General features: G+C 59.5%; 15 protein-coding genes. 8 read left to right on the top strand and 7 right to left on the bottom strand.

The features are described from left to right. Positions 1–49: 49 nt before the first annotated feature. The 3 genes from KI810_RS12525 (at position 50) to KI810_RS12535 (ending at position 4,392) form a co-directional block, all read left to right on the top strand. Entirely contained in the window at positions 50–3,640 is a 3,591-nt protein-coding gene (locus KI810_RS12525; RefSeq protein WP_214175900.1) for a DUF748 domain-containing protein, read from the top strand. 157 nt (positions 3,641–3,797) lie between these two features. After that, positions 3,798–3,911: a rubredoxin-like domain-containing protein gene (locus KI810_RS12530; protein WP_214175901.1), complete on the top strand. Its 114-nt coding sequence runs from the start codon at positions 3,798–3,800 to the stop codon at positions 3,909–3,911. A 28-nt stretch (positions 3,912–3,939) separates the two neighbouring features. Then, the gene (locus tag KI810_RS12535; RefSeq protein WP_214175902.1) at positions 3,940–4,392 is read left to right on the top strand and encodes a ferritin family protein; all 453 of its coding nucleotides are present in this window, start codon (positions 3,940–3,942) and stop codon (positions 4,390–4,392) included. 94 nt (positions 4,393–4,486) lie between these two features. Here the strand turns inward: KI810_RS12535 and KI810_RS12540 are convergent, their stop codons facing one another. From KI810_RS12540 to KI810_RS12550, 3 genes are read right to left on the bottom strand one after another with little or no spacing between them, the layout of a single operon-like run. Further along, complete coding sequence (locus tag KI810_RS12540; RefSeq protein WP_214175903.1) at positions 4,487–4,780, bottom strand: barstar family protein; 294 nt, start codon at positions 4,778–4,780, stop codon at positions 4,487–4,489. Beyond that, positions 4,771–5,238, bottom strand: coding sequence for a ribonuclease domain-containing protein (locus tag KI810_RS12545; RefSeq protein WP_214175904.1), 468 nt, complete (start codon positions 5,236–5,238; stop codon positions 4,771–4,773). The genes KI810_RS12540 and KI810_RS12545 overlap by 10 nt, the downstream gene beginning before the upstream one ends. A gap of 24 nt (positions 5,239–5,262) precedes the next feature. Next, a complete protein-coding gene (locus KI810_RS12550) occupies positions 5,263–6,186 on the bottom strand; it encodes a PfkB family carbohydrate kinase (protein ID WP_214175905.1) in 924 nt (307 codons plus the stop codon). Positions 6,187–6,329: 143 nt separating this feature from the next. Here KI810_RS12550 and KI810_RS12555 point away from each other — a divergent pair, with 143 nt between their 5' ends. The 3 genes from KI810_RS12555 to KI810_RS12565 all read left to right on the top strand — a co-directional run bounded on the left by KI810_RS12555 (position 6,330) and on the right by KI810_RS12565 (position 10,765). Next, a complete protein-coding gene (locus KI810_RS12555) occupies positions 6,330–6,887 on the top strand; it encodes an Hsp20/alpha crystallin family protein (protein WP_214175906.1) in 558 nt (185 codons plus the stop codon). Between the two features lie 156 nt (positions 6,888–7,043). Next, positions 7,044–8,288, top strand: a complete 1,245-nt coding sequence (locus KI810_RS12560; protein WP_214175907.1) for an MFS transporter — start codon at positions 7,044–7,046, stop codon at positions 8,286–8,288. Next, a complete protein-coding gene (locus tag KI810_RS12565; RefSeq protein ID WP_214175908.1) occupies positions 8,285–10,765 on the top strand; it encodes a PAS domain-containing sensor histidine kinase in 2,481 nt (826 codons plus the stop codon). Before KI810_RS12560 ends, KI810_RS12565 begins: the two co-directional genes overlap by 4 nt. Positions 10,766–10,831: 66 nt before the next feature. On the opposite strand, the gene KI810_RS12570 is transcribed toward KI810_RS12565, so the two are convergent. Both KI810_RS12570 and KI810_RS12575 read right to left on the bottom strand, forming a co-directional pair. Next, positions 10,832–11,842: a transglutaminase family protein gene (locus KI810_RS12570; protein WP_214175909.1), complete on the bottom strand. Its 1,011-nt coding sequence runs from the start codon at positions 11,840–11,842 to the stop codon at positions 10,832–10,834. A gap of 31 nt (positions 11,843–11,873) precedes the next feature. After that, positions 11,874–12,299 (bottom strand): rhodanese-like domain-containing protein, encoded by a 426-nt coding sequence (locus KI810_RS12575; RefSeq protein WP_214175910.1) that lies wholly within the window; start codon positions 12,297–12,299, stop codon positions 11,874–11,876. Positions 12,300–12,453: 154 nt separating this feature from the next. On the opposite strand from KI810_RS12575, the gene KI810_RS12580 reads away from it, so the two are divergent. Both KI810_RS12580 and KI810_RS12585 read left to right on the top strand, forming a co-directional pair. Continuing rightward, positions 12,454–13,362, top strand: a complete 909-nt coding sequence (locus KI810_RS12580; protein ID WP_214175911.1) for a selenium metabolism-associated LysR family transcriptional regulator — start codon at positions 12,454–12,456, stop codon at positions 13,360–13,362. Between the two features lie 2 nt (positions 13,363–13,364). Then, positions 13,365–14,735 carry a sigma-54-dependent transcriptional regulator gene (locus tag KI810_RS12585; RefSeq protein ID WP_214175912.1) on the top strand — a complete coding sequence of 457 codons (1,371 nt, stop codon included), beginning with the start codon at positions 13,365–13,367 and terminating at the stop codon, positions 14,733–14,735. 80 nt (positions 14,736–14,815) lie between these two features. Here KI810_RS12585 and KI810_RS12590 read toward each other — a convergent pair whose 3' ends face one another. Both KI810_RS12590 and KI810_RS12595 read right to left on the bottom strand, forming a co-directional pair. Next, positions 14,816–15,532 (bottom strand): DsbC family protein, encoded by a 717-nt coding sequence (locus KI810_RS12590; RefSeq protein ID WP_214175913.1) that lies wholly within the window; start codon positions 15,530–15,532, stop codon positions 14,816–14,818. A 24-nt stretch (positions 15,533–15,556) separates the two neighbouring features. Further along, the gene (locus tag KI810_RS12595) at positions 15,557–16,423 is read right to left on the bottom strand and encodes a L,D-transpeptidase (RefSeq protein WP_214175914.1); all 867 of its coding nucleotides are present in this window, start codon (positions 16,421–16,423) and stop codon (positions 15,557–15,559) included. Positions 16,424–16,490: the final 67 nt, after the last annotated feature.

Here is a 16,490-nt window from a genome sequence, read left to right on the forward strand (position 1 = left end):
TGCGGCCTTTTTTCGTTTTTGCTCCCATCATCCTTTATCAGAGGCCATCATGTCATTACGGCGCAAAATCTTGATCGGTGCGGTTGCTTTGTTTATAGGCAGCCTGCTCTTCGCAGCCTTCATACTCCCTTCCATCCTGCGGAACCTGGCAGTCGAGAAGATCGAAGAAGCTACCGGACGAAAGGCCTCGATTGCAAAGATATCCATCAACCCCCTCAACTTGAGCGGCCGTGTTACGGACTTTCGGCTGGCAGAAAAAGGGACAAGCGCCACCTTCGTCTCGTTCAGCAGTGCCAGAGTTTCCATCAGCCCGGCATCCCTGGTGCGGCGAGCCCTCATCGTCTCCCGGATAGAGGTAGCCTCCCCCTATGTCAACGTAACCCGTTCAGCAGCCAATACCTACAACTTCACCGATCTGGTCACGCCGAAGAAAGATGCGCCGCCGTCCAAGCCTCTCCAGTTTTCACTCAACAACATCGTTATCAAAGGAGGATCCATAGATTTCCATGACCAGGCGGCACGCACCCCGACACACCACACGGTCCGCCGGATGGAAATTGCGGTTCCGTTTTTCAGCACCATCCCCTATCTCGCCGACAGGTACGTTGCGCCACACTTCAGCGCCATGATCAACGGGGCCGAACTCTCCGCCAGTGGCAAGCTGAAGCCCCTCGCCAAGACAATGGAAACGTCGATCAATCTCAAGCTCAAGGACTTCGACCTCCCCTACTACCTGGCCTACCTTCCCGTCACCGTGCCGATCAGCATCGGTTCCGGCAAGCTCTCCACCGACCTGGAACTGAGTTACCAGGTTTCGGCCCGGAACAGACCCGACCTGGGCATCGCCGGCCGCCTCGAACTGACGGGTCTCGCGATCAAGGAGAAGACAGGCGCCCCCCTCGTCGCCCTCAACCGCCTGACGGCACAGATAAACAAGGCTGCCATCTTCAGCCAGAACGTCGATCTGGCATCCCTGGAACTGGACGGAACCGCCGTGCATCTGGAGCGAAGCGCAGCGGGACAATGGAATTTCGAAAGGCTGAAAGGAAAGCAGCCCGCAGCTTCAGCCCCGAAGACGCCTCCGGAGAAAGCCGGAACCGACAAAGATGCCCCCAAGCCCACCGTGAAGCTGAAGACCCTTAAGTTCACCAACGGCTCAATGACGTTCAATGACCGGTTGCCTCCCGGGGGCTTCCGGGGCTCACTTCAGAGGGTCACCCTTTCCCTTGAGGACTTCAGTACGGCAGCGGGACAGAATGCACGCTGGAGTTTCGCATGCAGGAGTGATCGCAACGAGTCACTGGAGGCAGGAGGAACCGCTTCGGTCGAACCCGTTGCCGTCGCGGCCGACCTGAAGACCCGGGGAATTGCCCTTGGCGCCTACTACCCCTATCTGGCCAACGTGCTGACCGCACCGGTCACCGGCTCAGTCGACGTAGGCGGTCACCTCGCTTTCGACACCAATGCCGGCCTTGCCATCGACAAACTGGCTCTGACCGGCAAGGGGCTTGCCACCCAATTCGCACCCAAGGAAGGGATAAGGTTGAACGAGCTGGTCGTGGGTGGTGGAAATCTCTCCCTGAAAGAACAAAAGGCCACCGTCGAACTGATTGAATTGAAGGGAGCCACGTTCCAACTCTCCCGGGAAAAAGACGGTACCATCTCCCCCATGCGCCTTCTCCGCGAACCTTCGCCAGGAACGACAACCACCACGGCCGCAGCGCCCCCAAAAGGGAAGAGCCCGGCCAGACCTTTCACCTACCTGCTTCGTAAAATCGGCGGCAGTGGTATCGGGATAACTTTCACCGATCGTATGCCGAAGGACTCACCGGTCATCGATCTGCGGCGACTGCAATTCACTCTGGCAAACGTCACCGGTCCCCGCTTCGGATCGATCCCCTTCACCCTGACAAGCCAGGTGGGAAAACAGGGGACTGTCCGGACCAACGGAACGGTCGTTCCCGCACCTCTGAAGCTCAAAGGAAATGTTGAACTGAAAAAAATCGCACTCCGCGATTTCGAAGCGTACCTGCCGGAAAACCTCAATCTCTACGTGGCGGACGGAACCATCGATACCCGCATCTCCCTTGCTCTGGCCAGGGAACAGGGGAAAGGCCTGACGGGTAATTACGCGGGTACCCTCGGCGTCCGTTCATTCTATTGCCTTGACACGGTGGAATCGGAGGACCTGCTCAAGTGGGAGAGCCTGCAACTGGATGACATCAAGGGGACCATTTCCCCCTTCTCCCTGGCCATCAGGGAAGTTGCCCTCAACAACGTCTACTCCCGCATCGTGATCAACAAGGATGGCACCCTCAACCTCCAGAATCTTACGAAGAAGGAAGCCGCTCCCGCACCCCGGCAGGCATCCGGGACCGAGCCCCCGGCGGAGCCTGCCGCGCCGGCACCGCCCGCACCCCCGCCTGCCACGGGAGAAAAGCAGGTCCGGATCGGCGCGGTGACTATACAGGAAGGCACCCTCGCCTTCAGTGACCGCCATCTCCCCGGCGGCTTTGCAACAACCTTCTACCACCTTGGCGGGAGGGTGAGCGGTCTTTCTTCGGAAGAGAACCGCTTCGCGGATGTCGATCTGCGGGGCAACCTGGAAAATCAGTCGCCACTCCAGATTACCGGCACACTCAACCCCTTGCGGAACGATCTGTTTGCCGACCTCAAGGTGAGTTTCACCGATATCGATCTGACCCCCGTCACCCCTTACTCCGGTACCTACCTGGGCTATACGGTGGAAAAGGGGAAACTCTCCCTCGACCTGAAGTACCTGATCAACAAGAAGGCCCTCAGCTCGGAAAACAGGGTGTTCATCGACCAGTTCACCTTCGGCAAGAAGGTTGAGAGCGACCGCGCAACCAATCTCCCCGTTCGGCTTGCCGTCGCGCTCCTCAAGGACCGCAAGGGCGAGATTCACCTTGACCTGCCGGTCAGTGGACGGACCGATGACCCGAAATTCAGTGTCTGGAGCGTAGTTCTCCAGATGCTGAAAAATCTTCTCGTCAAGGCGGCCACGTCACCCCTCGCGCTTCTGTCGGCGTTTGGCGGTGCGGATGATTTCAGCAGCATCGGCTTTGTCCCCGGCAGCGCCACACTCGCTCCCGCCGAACAGGAAAAACTCCTCAAACTTGCCGGTTCCCTCAATGACCGTCCCTCCATAAATCTGGAGATATCCGGTTTCGTCGAGCGGGAGAAAGACCGGGAAGGGTATCGGACGGAACTTCTCAACAAGAAACTGAGGGGAGAAAAGTTTCTCGCCCTGGTCAAGAGCAAGCAGAACAGGCCGGACCAGTCGCCCGACAACGTTGAGGTTCTTCCCGAGGAATATTCCCGCCTGCTGAAAGAGGTATATCGCAAGGAAAAGTTCCCCAAACCCCGCAACGTCATCGGCCTGGTCAAGGATCTCCCCGACGCGGAGATGAAAAAGCTGATCATCACCAATACGACAGTTGGCAACGAACAACTGGAAACCCTGGCCCGTGACCGGGCGACGACGGTGCGCAACTTCCTCCTGGAAAAGGGGAAACTCCCCGCGGAGCGGTTGTTTCTGAAGCGTGACGACATCTACAAGGCACCGGCAAAGGAGGGAGAACGGGGGAGCAGGGTTGAATTCGGAGCGAACGTTAAATGATGCCTGGCTGAAACGTAAAACAAGATTGACAATTCCCCGCCACTTGCCATAATTTGCTCTCACCGGAATGTTGCGGAACGGCGAATAGTGACACTGCTCGAAGCTATGCAGCCTGTCCGCGACCAGCATCAATAACCAACGTGCAAAGGGGAACAGCGTGAAAAAATGGAGATGCGTCATCTGCGATTACATCCATGAAGGACCGGAACCGCCGGAAACCTGTCCGGAATGCGGCGCCAGCCGCGATAATTTCGAGGAATACCAGGGGTAGAATCAAACATATCCACGAGGAGGCGTTGATGGGATTCACGACACTGGAAGAGATTATCACGTTCGCCGTACAGCGGGAGGAAACCGCCTACCAGCTTTACAAGACCGCGGCGGAAACGAGTACGAGCATCGCTGCCCGCAAGATGTTCGAGGAAATGGCCGCCGAAGAAAAGGGGCACAAGGAAGTCTTCAGCAAGATCGACCTGGCGGAGGCCGCAGGGTTTGGTGCCCGCACCTCGACCGACATGAAACTGAGCGAATACCTGGTGGATATCCCGCTCCGGCCGAACATGACCTACCAGGAGATCCTCACCTATGCCATCAAGACCGAAGAAAGCGCCTACCGGCTTTACAAGGCGGCGGCGGAGATGACCGACGACCCTAAGCTGAAAAAGACCCTCCTGGTCTTCGCCGACGTGGAAAAAGGGCACAAGCTGCGGGTGGAGAATCTCTACGACGAGCACGTCCTGACCGAGAATTAACGGCTTTCAGCGTCCGTCTGTGAATAGTCACAATACAAGGGATGCCCCCGAGGGCATCCCTTTTTCGTGCATTATACTCATGCCCGACAGGCTTCTACCCCATGCGGACTACGATTTTCAGCTCCCCCCCCCGTTCCGCCGCCGCATCCCGGAGCAGTTCCACCACCCTTTCAAAACTGTCACCCATGGCCGCCCGGGAAAGCCCGGCCCTGTTCCAGACCAGCTCCAGGGGACCCGGCACGTCAGCTGTCAGCACATCCCACAAGGCATCAAGGTTGCGGCCGAAATGGCGGGGAAGCGCAAGCTGCCGTTCCAGTTCGGCATAGAACGTCTCCATGCTGATCACGGTCTGTCCGTCAAGGATGCAGCGTCGCACATTCACTCGCATGCCGGCACCTCCCGAAAGCTCCGGTAGTGGTCTACCGTCACCATACGCAGGCCGCCATCGGCGTAGAGGAGGCGCTTGGCACCACGGTGGCCGCCATGATAGTCCAGGTCTGCTTCACGCCACTCCCCCCTGCCGTCGGGGAGCCGCCGTTCACGGTTGCCAAAACGGTCTCCGCCGATACTTTTCCCCCGCAGGGAAGGTACGCTCCAGAGATCGCTTCCCGGTCGCCAGCCGGAAGCCCTCGCCTGCCGCTTGGTAATGAAAGCGAGAGGGAGCTGGCGGTTGCGGCTGGCATTAAGGCTCCGCAGTACTGTCACCAGTTCCTGTTCGTTGATCTTTGATCGCAGTTGCCGGTTAAATTCCCGTACCGTGTCCTCGCAGCGGGCGGCCACAACCTGACCGGCGCCGAGCAGCAGAACAGCGGCACACAGCACGATACCCCTGATGCACATTCCCATTGGACATCTCCTCCCATTGAACCGTTATCGGTCTTTCCTCCGGGGGAGGACAATTCCATTCCCCTGCAGGAAATCCGCCACCCTCTGCAGGTCGGGAATGCCGCCCCGTCCCCCCGACCGGGTACATTTCAGGGCGGCCATGGCACTGGCGAACGGGAGGACCGTCGACAGTTCCCACCCCTGCAGCAGGCCAAACAGGTAGCCGCCATGGAACACATCCCCCGCCCCGGTCGTGTCGACCGCCGCTACCGGAAAGGCGGGCTGGCGGAGAACGCCCTCCTTCCACCAGGTCAGGCTCCCCTCCGTGCCGCGAGTCACGGTAACCACCGGCGCCCCGATTGACCGGGCGAACCCGGCAAAGGTACCGTCTCCCCCATCCCAGCCGAGATCGAAGGCAAACTGCTCGCCCGCCACTACATAATCGCATGATCTCGCCAGGTCGGCCATCCCGGGACGAAGCCTCCCCGCATCGAGCATGACCGGAATTCCCCGCTGGCGGGCATCTCCAGCCGCTGCCAGGGAGACTTCCACCATGAGGCCGTCGAGCAGGAGAAAACTGCTGCCGTCCAGGTAGTGGGATGAAAGCTCCCCTTGAGAAAGGGGCTCACCGGTCGGACGCTGCCAGAAAATGGTACGGCTGGCGCTCCCCTGCTCAACCACAATAAATGCCCGCTGGGACACTGCACCGGAACGGGTGACAAGTCCACGGCAGTCTATTCCTTCCTTGTCGAGAGAACGGCGAATTCGCACTCCAAGTTCATCATCCCCGACCACGCCATGAAACGTCGATCGTACCCCCAGGCGTGACAGTGCCACCAGGGCGGTGGCGACCGGCCCACCCCCCTGCTCTTCCCAATGCAGCACTTCCTGCTTGCTGTCCGCCGGAGGATAGGTATCCACCGTCGCCAGGAAATCCCAGCTGCATTGCCCGATTCCCGTCACCACCATGACGACCCTCCTTTTCCTGGACTAACGATACCACAAGATCAGTGACAAGTGAATGACGGCCGCCAATCAACAATATTGAATTTCTTTTTCAATATTTGTAAAATCAACTTAGAAGACAGCATGATGCAAAGGAGGTGTCTGACATGAGAAAAAATACAGTGCTGAAAGCTGTCGGCAGGGAACATCCTGCAGGTGATGAGACCAAAGCAGGAACGGCTCAGGGACAAGGGCTCCGTACAGAAGTCGAAAGGGGTGGACTTCCCACCTTAATGGACGAAATGGAGCGGTTCATGGAGGATTCCTTTAACCGGTCCTTCTTCTCGACGGGGATGCTCCCCTTCAGGCGGTTGTTCCACGAACTGGGGAACAGGGGTATGGTCTATCCAAGCGTCGATGTCTACGAAGAGAAAGATACCATTGTCGTGAAGGCCGAACTTCCGGGAATGGAACGTGACGATATCGACATTCGGCTGATGGATAATGCCATCATCATCTCCGGTGAGAAAAAATCCGAGGAAAAGGTGGAACGGAAGGACTATTTCCGGATGGAGCGGTCCGAAGGGTCGTTCAGCAGGACTTTGAACCTGCCGAATGGCATAGACGCCGACCACGCCAAGGCCAGTTTCAAGGACGGCATACTTGAAGTGCGGATCCCCAAAACAACCGATCAGAGATCCGGTCGGCATCTCAAGGTAGAATAATCACGCACGGAAGCAAGACAGAGGGGGGAAGAGCGATCTTCCCCCTTTTTTGTTCTTCGCCATTCCCAGCCAAACCCGTTGCCCAACCCCGTAAAAACCGCTATAATCCCTTGTCTCATTAATTCAGGATTCCCGGTCCGTCACAGGATGGCACCCATGAGCGAAAAAACCCGCTGGCTCCTCATGCTCTGCCTGGCCCAGTGTTTCATCATGCTGGTGTTCATCAACTATTCCGCCATCCTCCCGCTCCTTAAACAGGAATGGGGGATGAACAACACCATGGCGGGGAGCATCTTCTCCGTCTACCAGCTCGGCTATATCGCCTCGGGTGTCATCCTGAGCACCCTCACCGACAGGCTCAACATCCGCAACATCTTCATCGTTTCGATACTCTGGTCCGGCACCGCCAACCTCCTCTTCGCCCTCTATGCCCATGACTACCTTTCCGCCATGGTGCTCCGTGCCCTGACCGGCATCGGCATGGGGGGAACCTACATGCCGGGGCTGAAACTGGTGGCGGAAAAGTTCGCCCCCCACGAACGGGGAAAAGCCATCGGCATCTACGTCGGGGCACTGATGCTGGGAGCGTCCCTGTCGCTGGCCGTTACGGGAGGCGTTGCGTCCCTGGCCGGCTGGCGCACGGCGTTCATCGTCTGCTCCGTCGGCGTCTACCTGGGAGCACTCGTCTCGCTTCCCGTGTTCCGCGGTTACCGCCCCACGGTACACGCCCGCATGGAACATGGATTTCGTGGCGAGATCGTCCGCAACAAACCGGCTTTCCTCATGATCCTCGGCTATGCTTCCCACATGTGGGAGATGTATGGCATGCGGAGCTGGCTCGCCCCCTTCTACGCCGCGCTCCTCATCGGCCACGGCATCTCCCAGGGGAAGGCCACCGGCTGGGCGGCAACGGCAGCGGCCGTCATAACGGGCATGGGCACCTTTTCCACCGCCATCACCGGCACCCTGTCGGACCGGCTGGGACGGACCAGGACCATCATGCTCGTCATGACCGCCAGTGCAGCCTGCTCCTTCGCGTTCGGCTGGCTCATCAACTTTCCCCCTTACGTCGCCCTTGCGGCAGGACTGCTCTATGGCTATCTGACCGTGGCCGAATCGCCGGTCTTTTCCACCGGCCTGACCGAGCTGGTGGCTCCCGGTTACCTGGGGGCAGCCATGGGAATGCAGTCCCTCGTCGGCTATACCCTCGGCATGATCTCCCCCACCGTCTTCGGCTGGGCTCTTGACCTCTGTCGTGGCTGGGACCCCTTTCCCGGAGTTGCAGTTGACTGGGGGATAGCCTTTTCCACTGCCGGTTTAGGCGCCCTCGCCGGACCGGTCTTCATGTATCTCCTCCGGAGATGCCCGGAAAGCGGCAATATGGCGGGAGGACGGCGATGAAACGACTCACGCTGTTCAAGAAGATACTCCTCGCCATGCTCCTCATCTCCCTCCTGCCGCTTCTCGTTTCCTCCCTCCTCCTCTCGGTCAACCTGGGGAACACCCGGGAAAAACTTGCGGCCCGGATCGCCGCCACCGCCGACCAGGAGGCATCGGAGAGCCTGAGACTGAAGGCCGAACAGGTGGCGGATAACATCACCGACTTTCTCGCCACGTGCGAAGGAGACCTGAAGCTCCTTGCCGCCCTTCCCCGCGACCCGCGAACCCTCAAGGCCTTTTATGACAGCAGGCGGGGGGAAGTCTGGCACCGATTGATGACACCGACGGGGCCCGGCGAAATCCGGGAGTGGTTCCCCCGTTACGCATCGCTCTCCATAGTCGACCGTTCGGGGCAGGAAACCTTTGCAATCCAGGAGGGGCGCATCCTGCCGCGGGGAGAGCTGCGCGATGTTTCCCTTCCCGCCAACACAGAATTCAAGAGCGAGGAGTATTTCCTGAAGACCCGCTCGCTCAAACCGGGTGAGATCTACGTTTCCCGTCTGACCGGTTTCCATGTTTCCAAACAGGAGCAGTTGTCCGGCGCCCTCGACCCGGAATCCGCAGTGCATGGCAAGGAATACCGCGGGGTCATCCGTTTCGCCACCCCGATGACGGACAGTCGCGGGAAATTCGCCGGCATCGTAGTCCTCTCCCTCGACCACCGTCATCTCATGGAGTTCTCCCAGCACATCCTCCCGGGAAAGAACGCCACGACGGTCTTCCCCTCCTACCAGAGCGGCAACTACGCCTTCCTCTTCGACGACGAGGGGTGGATCATCACCCATCCGAAATTCTGGGATATCCGGGGTCTCGACCGGGACGGCAAACTCATCCCCCCCTATACCGCAGCCTCCAGCAAGGAAGACGTGGCTACCGGCCGCATACCGTACAACCTTGACCATGCCGGGTTCGTTCATCCCAATTATCCGGTGGTGGCCAATCTGGTGCGGGAAAAGAAGAGCGGACATGTGGACATCACCAACGTGGGGGGGGCGACCAAGGTCATGGCCTTCGCACCCATCCTCTACCGGACGGGCGAATATGAACGGTCCGGCATCTTCGGCGGCGTAACCATAGGTTTCCAGACCGACCAGTTCCGGGAGGCTGCCCGGACCAGCGTCACCCTCATCAACCGCCAACTGCAGGAGCACATCACCACCAGCGCCTTCATTGTCGCCCTGACGTCGCTCCTGGTGGTGTTCTGCGCATGGCTGCTCTCCCGCGGGATCACCCGCCCGCTGGCGGTCCTCACCGACCGTGCCCGGCAGCTTGCCGCAGGGGAAACCGGCAACCGTGTCGATGTGGCAAGCAGCGACGAAGTGGGAGAACTGGCCGAAAGCTTCAACCGGATGGCGGGCGAACTGGAACAGCGCAAGAACAACCTGCTCCGGACGCTGGGGGAACTTCGCACCGAGCGAAACTTCAAGGAGAGCGTCCTCGACAGTATCTCCAGCGCCATCCTCACCCTTTCACCCGATGGCACCCTCACCTCCATCAACGGTACCGGTCGGCGCTTTCTCGGTACGGCAGGCGAGATTGGTGCCCACCACCGCGACGTATTCCGCCAGTGGGGAGACATGCCGAACCGCATCGAACGGGTACTGGGGGGGGAGAAAGCGTACGGACGGGAACCGCTGACCATGGACCAGGACGGCCGTACCCACTACTTCGAAATCGGTTTTTTCCCCATCTACGAACATGCGACCGGCGGCATCACCGTCACCATGCGGGACGAGACGGAAAAGGAGGAACTGAGGGAAGAAATGACCCGGATGGACCGGCTCGCTTCCCTCGGCAAGCTCTCCGCCGGCATTGCCCACGAGGTGCGCAACCCCCTGACCGGCATCTCCCTTCTGCTGGACGACCTCCATGACCGGACCGGCCTCGATGCAGACAGCAAATCCCTGATGGGCAAGGCCCTGGCGGAAATCGAACGGGTCGAACGGCTCATTGCCGCCCTGCTCAACTTCGCCTCTCCCCCCAAGGCACGGTTCGTCGAAGGGGACCTGAACCAGGTGCTTCAGGACACTTTTCTGCTCCTGAAGCGGGAATGCGAGCGACAGAAGGTCGAACTCAGCTTTCTGCCGGCCCGTCTCCCCTCTTTCCCCTTTGACGGTGAAAAAATCAAGCAGTCCCTCCTCAACATCGTCAAAAATGCCCTTGAAGCCATGCCCGACGGGGGACAGATCGGGGTACGGACCGGCCTCCAGGAGGGAATGGCAGTCATCACCGTTGCCGACAGCGGACCCGGCATCCCGGAGGCAGATCTTCCCCTCATCTTCGAGCCGTTCTTCACCCGCAAGGGAGCGGGCACCGGCCTGGGCCTCTCCATTACCCAGCGGATCGTGGAAGAGCACCATGGCCGGATAAGCGTGGAGAGCACGGCCGGCAAGGGAACCCGTTTCACCATCCTGCTCCCCCTGGAACCGGTCGTCTGACCGAACGAAGAAAGGCCGCAGCTTTCCCAGCCTGCGGCCTTTCTTGTCATCCCTGCGTCCAGGTCGTTATTTTTCGCGATAGCTGATCCGGTAGACGAAGCTCTTCGGTTCATAGAAGTCAAGAGCCTTCCCTCCCACCTCGGCATAGGGATAGCCGAAGGTATTCAGGGGCGCCCCGGCCTGGGGTGGGTTGAGGATCAGGTCGCGGCCTACTGCCAGCTTGATCCGGTACGGGTCGATCCCCCCCCAGAAATAGGCGCGGTAGTCGGCCGTCTTCGGATCCGCCAGTTCCAGTTTTTCCGTCAGCATCGCCTTCCGGACATCGGCCGGATCGACCGGTACCCAGCCGTACCCCGGCAGGAAGAACTCCGCCCAACAGTGCTGCCAGGTGGTGATGTCCTCCGTCTCCTTCTTTCCGAGCCGGATGCCGAATATCTCCCGGGCCGGCACACCGGCTGCGCGACAGAGGGAGATGAAAACCGAGGAGATATCGGTGCATTTCCCCCCTGGTTTCGGAAGAAGGGCGCAGACGTCCCCCTTGCCGCAGCCGCGGGTGGCGGGATCGCGGTAGGTGTTTTCACAGGTCCAGTCGTAGATGGCCCGCGCCTTTTCAAAAACGGTCTTTTTCCCTTTGGTGATGCTGTCGGACAGCTTCTTCACCTCACCGTCAACGGGACCGAGACTGGTGGCGGCCAGGTAGGGTGCGAAATCGGCACGGTTCCAAGCCTGCTCTTCCCGGGGAAGCTCGCGCCGCAGGACTTCCTGGCGCTCCACGGCAAAGGAAAGCGTCAGCTTGCGGCTCTTCGCCTCCTTGCCCCACCTTGCATAGAGCATCGGCGTGCCATTGACCCTGTCCGTGTAGACACCGCTCTCCGCGTAGTCACCGGCTACGTTGACACTGCTCACCAGCTGATCCTTGTCGGAAACCGGGTACGGCAGCCACAACTTCGCATCCGCTCCCGTTGCCTGGGCCGACAGGTCCACCTCCACCGTTATCACGCCGGCACGGCTGCCGGCCCAAGCTGAGTTCCCCGCCAGCAGCAGCATGGTCATACACATCATCATCGCCTTCTTCATGCACGCTCCTCTATTTAGTACTTTCCGTTCGCTACCTGCCGCTTACGGTCATTTCCGGATAGGGCCACCCATCCATTCCCTTTTCCAGGATAAGGAGACGCGACTCGGCTACCCCCTGCTCCTTCAGGTAGGTGAACGCGTTCTTGGCGCCGCCACCCCCACGGGGACAGACGATGACCACATCACCCCGGCCGGCCTTGATCGCCGGTAGCACGGCATCGAGCTTTTTCCGGTCGGCATCGCTGTTTGCCGGAAAGGCGCCGGTCTCGATGGCTCCCTTGAAATGGTGCTTGACAAATTGGTTGGGAAGCTGAATGTCGACAATAACAACCGGCGCACCACTCGCGAGCAAGTTCCTGAACGTTTCCTGCTTCACGTACCGATAGTCGCCGGCACCGGCGGCCGTGCACCAGAGCAGCGCAAGCAATGCAACCTGTGCCACAAATAAGTATCTCATCCCTGTTTCCTTTCACTCCCTACGGGATTATTGCACACTGAATAACCAGTTGACGCGATGATGGCTGAACATTAATAAGCCATTGACAGCCACAATGCAAATTGATAATTTTCATGTTACCGATAAGATATATCGAATTTTTAAATGGTGATCTATGAACTTCAAGCAACTGGAAGTGTTCCTGGCGGTAGCCGATACGGGTAGTTTTTCCCGGGGAGCCGAGGCGACCTTTCTCACCCAGTCCACCGTAAGCCAGCACATCGCCGCCCTGGAAAAGGAATTTGGCCTCAAGCTGCTGGACCGGACCGGCCGGGGTGCCCTCCTGACCGAAGGTGGCAAGGTACTGTGCCAGCATGCCCGGCAGATACTGGCCGGTGCCGCCGGCCTGGATCATGCCATGCGCCGGTTCAAGGGGATTGAAGAGGCCGTGCTCAGGATCGGTGGCAGCAACATTCCCGGCGACTACCTGATACCCGCTGTCCTCCCCCTCCTCTTGGAGCGTTTCCCCGGGCTGCAGGTGACGCTGGTACAGGGGGACAGCCACGAGATACTGGAAAAACTGGCCCGGGAAACCGTCGAAATAGGAGTGGTCGGGAACGCCGATTCCCGGGAAGATGTGGACTTCGAGCCGCTGGTCCGCGATACTATCCGCCTGGTCGTAGGACGCGGGCATCGCTGGCGTAATAAAGGCGACATCGCACTGACAGAACTCGTCGAAGAACCGTTGATCCTCAGGGAGGAAGGTTCGGGCACCGGCAAGGCACTCGCTGTTGCACTTCAACAGGCAGGAATCGACATCGGCAAATTGACCATAAAAGCACGGCTGGGAAGCAACGAAGCGGTTAAACAGGCGGTGACGGCCGGGATTGGAGTGGCCTTCATGTCGGAGCTGTCGACGGGAAGGGAACTGGAGCGGGGGGATCTGGCGGCAATTGACGTGAGCGGGCTGCAGGTGGTGCGCTCGTTCTATATTGCCACCCGCGCGGGTCGCGAGCTATCGCCAGCGGCACGGGCCTTCGCAACGGTGATGAAAGAAAAATATCAGCTCCCCCCAGGAAGGTAGTCATGGAAAAGATACTGATCATCGACGACGAGGCCTTCATCCGGGAAAACGTGGAAAGGATTCTCCGGGAGGACGGCTACACGGTCCTGGGTGCCGCCAGCGGGCGGGAAGCCCTGGAGCAGGTCGGCGACGAAGATGTGGATCTGGTGCTCCTCGACCTGAACCTGGGGCCCGAGGACGGCATCGAGGTTCTCAAGGAGTTGAGAAAGTTCGACCCGGAACTGCTCGTCATCATCATCACCGGTTTCGGATCGGTGGAGAGCGCCGTGGATGCCCTGAAACTGGGGGCCTTCCACTACATGAAGAAACCGTTCAAGGCCGATGCCCTGCGGGTCATCGTCAAGCTGGCGCTCCAGACCCAGAGCCTGAAGCGGGAGGTACGCAATTTCCGCAAGGGGGACCTGGAACTGTTCGAAAAGGTCCCCATGGTCGGCGCCAGCCCCGCCCAGCTGGACATCAACCGGCAGGTACGGGAGATTGCCCGTTTTCCCGCCTCCACCGTCCTCATCACCGGCGAGTCGGGAACCGGCAAGGAACTGGTGGCAAAGGCCATCCACCACCTGTCGGACCGGCGCGAAGCGCCGTTCATCGAGATCAACTGCGCCTCCATCCCGGTGAACCTTCTGGAGAGCGAGCTGTTCGGCCACGAAAGGGGGGCGTTCACCGATGCCGGGCAGCGCAAGCTCGGCCTGTTCGAAGAGGCGAACAAAGGGACGATCTTTCTGGACGAGGTGGGTGAGATGGACCCGGCCATGCAGGCCAAGCTCCTGCGGGTATTGGAAGAGCGCAGGATACGGCGGGTCGGCGGCACACGCAACATCGACATCGACGTACGGGTCATCGCCGCCACCAACCGCAACCTGCAGAAGTCCATCAAGGAAGGGCACTTCAGGGAGGACCTCTACTACCGGCTGAACGTCTTCCCGATCCCCATTCCTCCGCTTCGGGAACGGCGTGAAGACATACCGGTCCTTGCCACCTTCTACCTGGAACTGTTCAACCGGGCCTTTTCCCGGGGATTCCAGGATATCGAACCTGCTGCCATCGATCTGATGCGGGGATACGACTGGCCGGGCAACATCCGCGAGCTGAAGAACGTCATCGAGCGAATCTGCATCATGCACAGCGGTCCCCTCCTGAAACCCGAGCATCTTCCCCATGAGCTCGCCCAGCAGAATGGCCAGGAACTGACTGCTCCCCAGACACTGGTGACTGACCTGGCGTTGGGACTGGAAGAGGCAACGGAGCGTTACGAGAGCGCCCTGATCCGCCAGGCCCTTGACCAGACCGGAGGCAACGTCCTCCAGACAGCCCAGCTCCTCAAGGTGCCACGGGGAACGCTACGGTACAAGATGGGGAAGTACGGGTTGTAATCGCGCAAAAGCCCGCTTCAGAGATCACGATCACTCTGAAGCGGGCTTTCCCGTCTCACGGATTTCCCTGCTGCAGCAGGTTACTTCAGAAGCTGCTCCAGCTGCTGGGTATCGGCTCCCACCACCTGCTTGCCGCCAACGAACATGGTCGGCGTCCCCTGTACCCCCATCTTTTTCCCCAGTGCCAGGTGCTCCTGGGCCAGCGCCTTGATCGCCTCGCTGTAACTGTCCTGGGGTTTGGGCTGAGTCGGGTCGAGCATCATCTCCTTGTAGGCCTTTTCCTTGTCCTTGGCGGCGAGGATGTAGTGCACCTTGTTGATCGCCTGGGGATGGGCCAGGGGAGTGAAATAGACATAACGGGTGACATCGGTCCGGTTCTTGAAATACTCCGAAACCTTCTTGCAGTAGGGGCAGTCGGGATCGGTGAATTCGATCACCACCTTCTTGCCGTTCCCCACCTTGACCGCCTTGTCAAGGGGAAGGGTCTGCACCAGCTTTGCGGCCAGCTCTCCCCGTTTTTCGGCGGTAAGACTCTTGCCCGGCGGAGCGTAGATGTCCCCCACGAAGAGATATTCCTTTTCGGGGTAAAAATAGACGATATTCTGCCCGACTACCACTTCATAGAAGCCCTTGACGTCAGCGGGCTCGATACTGTCGTATTTCAGCTGCGGAAACGCCTTCTTCAGAACCGCTTCGACGTTGCCTCCTGCCGTCGCACCGAACGCAACCTGCGCACAAACCAGCACCGCAATTCCTGCCGACAACAGGGGGTACCTGCTTCTTCTCACTGATTTCATTGAGTGTCTCCTGGTCATCTGTTGTTAGTTGCCCGTAATCAGGGCAAAGAGCGACTTTCCGTGGATACGGGGATTATCGCCGATCACTTCCACGACCGGCCCGCTTTCAAGCTCCTCCAGTTCACCCGTGTCGTCCTCGTAATCCGCCTCCCCGACAGCCCAGTTGTAGAGCTTGTGGGAATCGAGCAGGACCGGCCGGGCAGGGATATCGTAGACCCTTTTCTGCATCGCTTCATCATACACCCCGATGCAGCCGTGGGAACCGGGCCGCCCGGGGAGATCGCGGGCATGGATCCAGTACGACACATTCTCCTTGTCGATATAAAAGCGGATCGCGTTGTCCATGGGGTACTGCTCGCTCTCGTCTTCGGTCTTGTAAAGGGAGGAGGTGTGATTCCGGTGACGGGCATCGACCCGGAACACGCCGGTGGGGGATTTGTGGGTATCGCTCCCCGTGGCGACCGGCATGGAGAACTTCAGGTTCCCCTTTTCGTAGGCACCGAGCCACTGCTCCGTGAGGCTGACGAGGATGTACTTCCCATGCCGCCGGGCAGGCTCGTAGGACCGCGGCAGGGGGGTATAGTCGCGGATGTCGTCCATCCGCTTCGGAACCTTGATGGTCATGCCGGGATAGACATGGCGACGATCGATCCTGTTGAAGCGGGCCACCAGGGGCCAGTCCTTACCGAACAGTGATTCGATGGTGTCCTGGGGCTGGATGAATCGGGGTTCCCACTCGATCTCCGCCTGGCTCGGATAATCGATCCTGCTCAGGTCTTCCTTGGCGGGGTCACGGGGATTGGCCGCGGGCTCGGACGTGGCTTCGGGGTTGTAGACGACAATGGCAACGAGTGAAATGAGCAATAGGATGTAGACGACTTTGCGCAGCATGGTGCTCTTCCCTGTCTGATGAAAAAACAAATGGGGCACACGCCCCAAATTGATGCTTCAATACGTA

It is taken from the genome of Geomobilimonas luticola (assembly GCF_018476905.1).
GTDB classification, from domain to species: domain Bacteria; phylum Desulfobacterota; class Desulfuromonadia; order Geobacterales; family Geobacteraceae; genus Geomobilimonas; species Geomobilimonas luticola.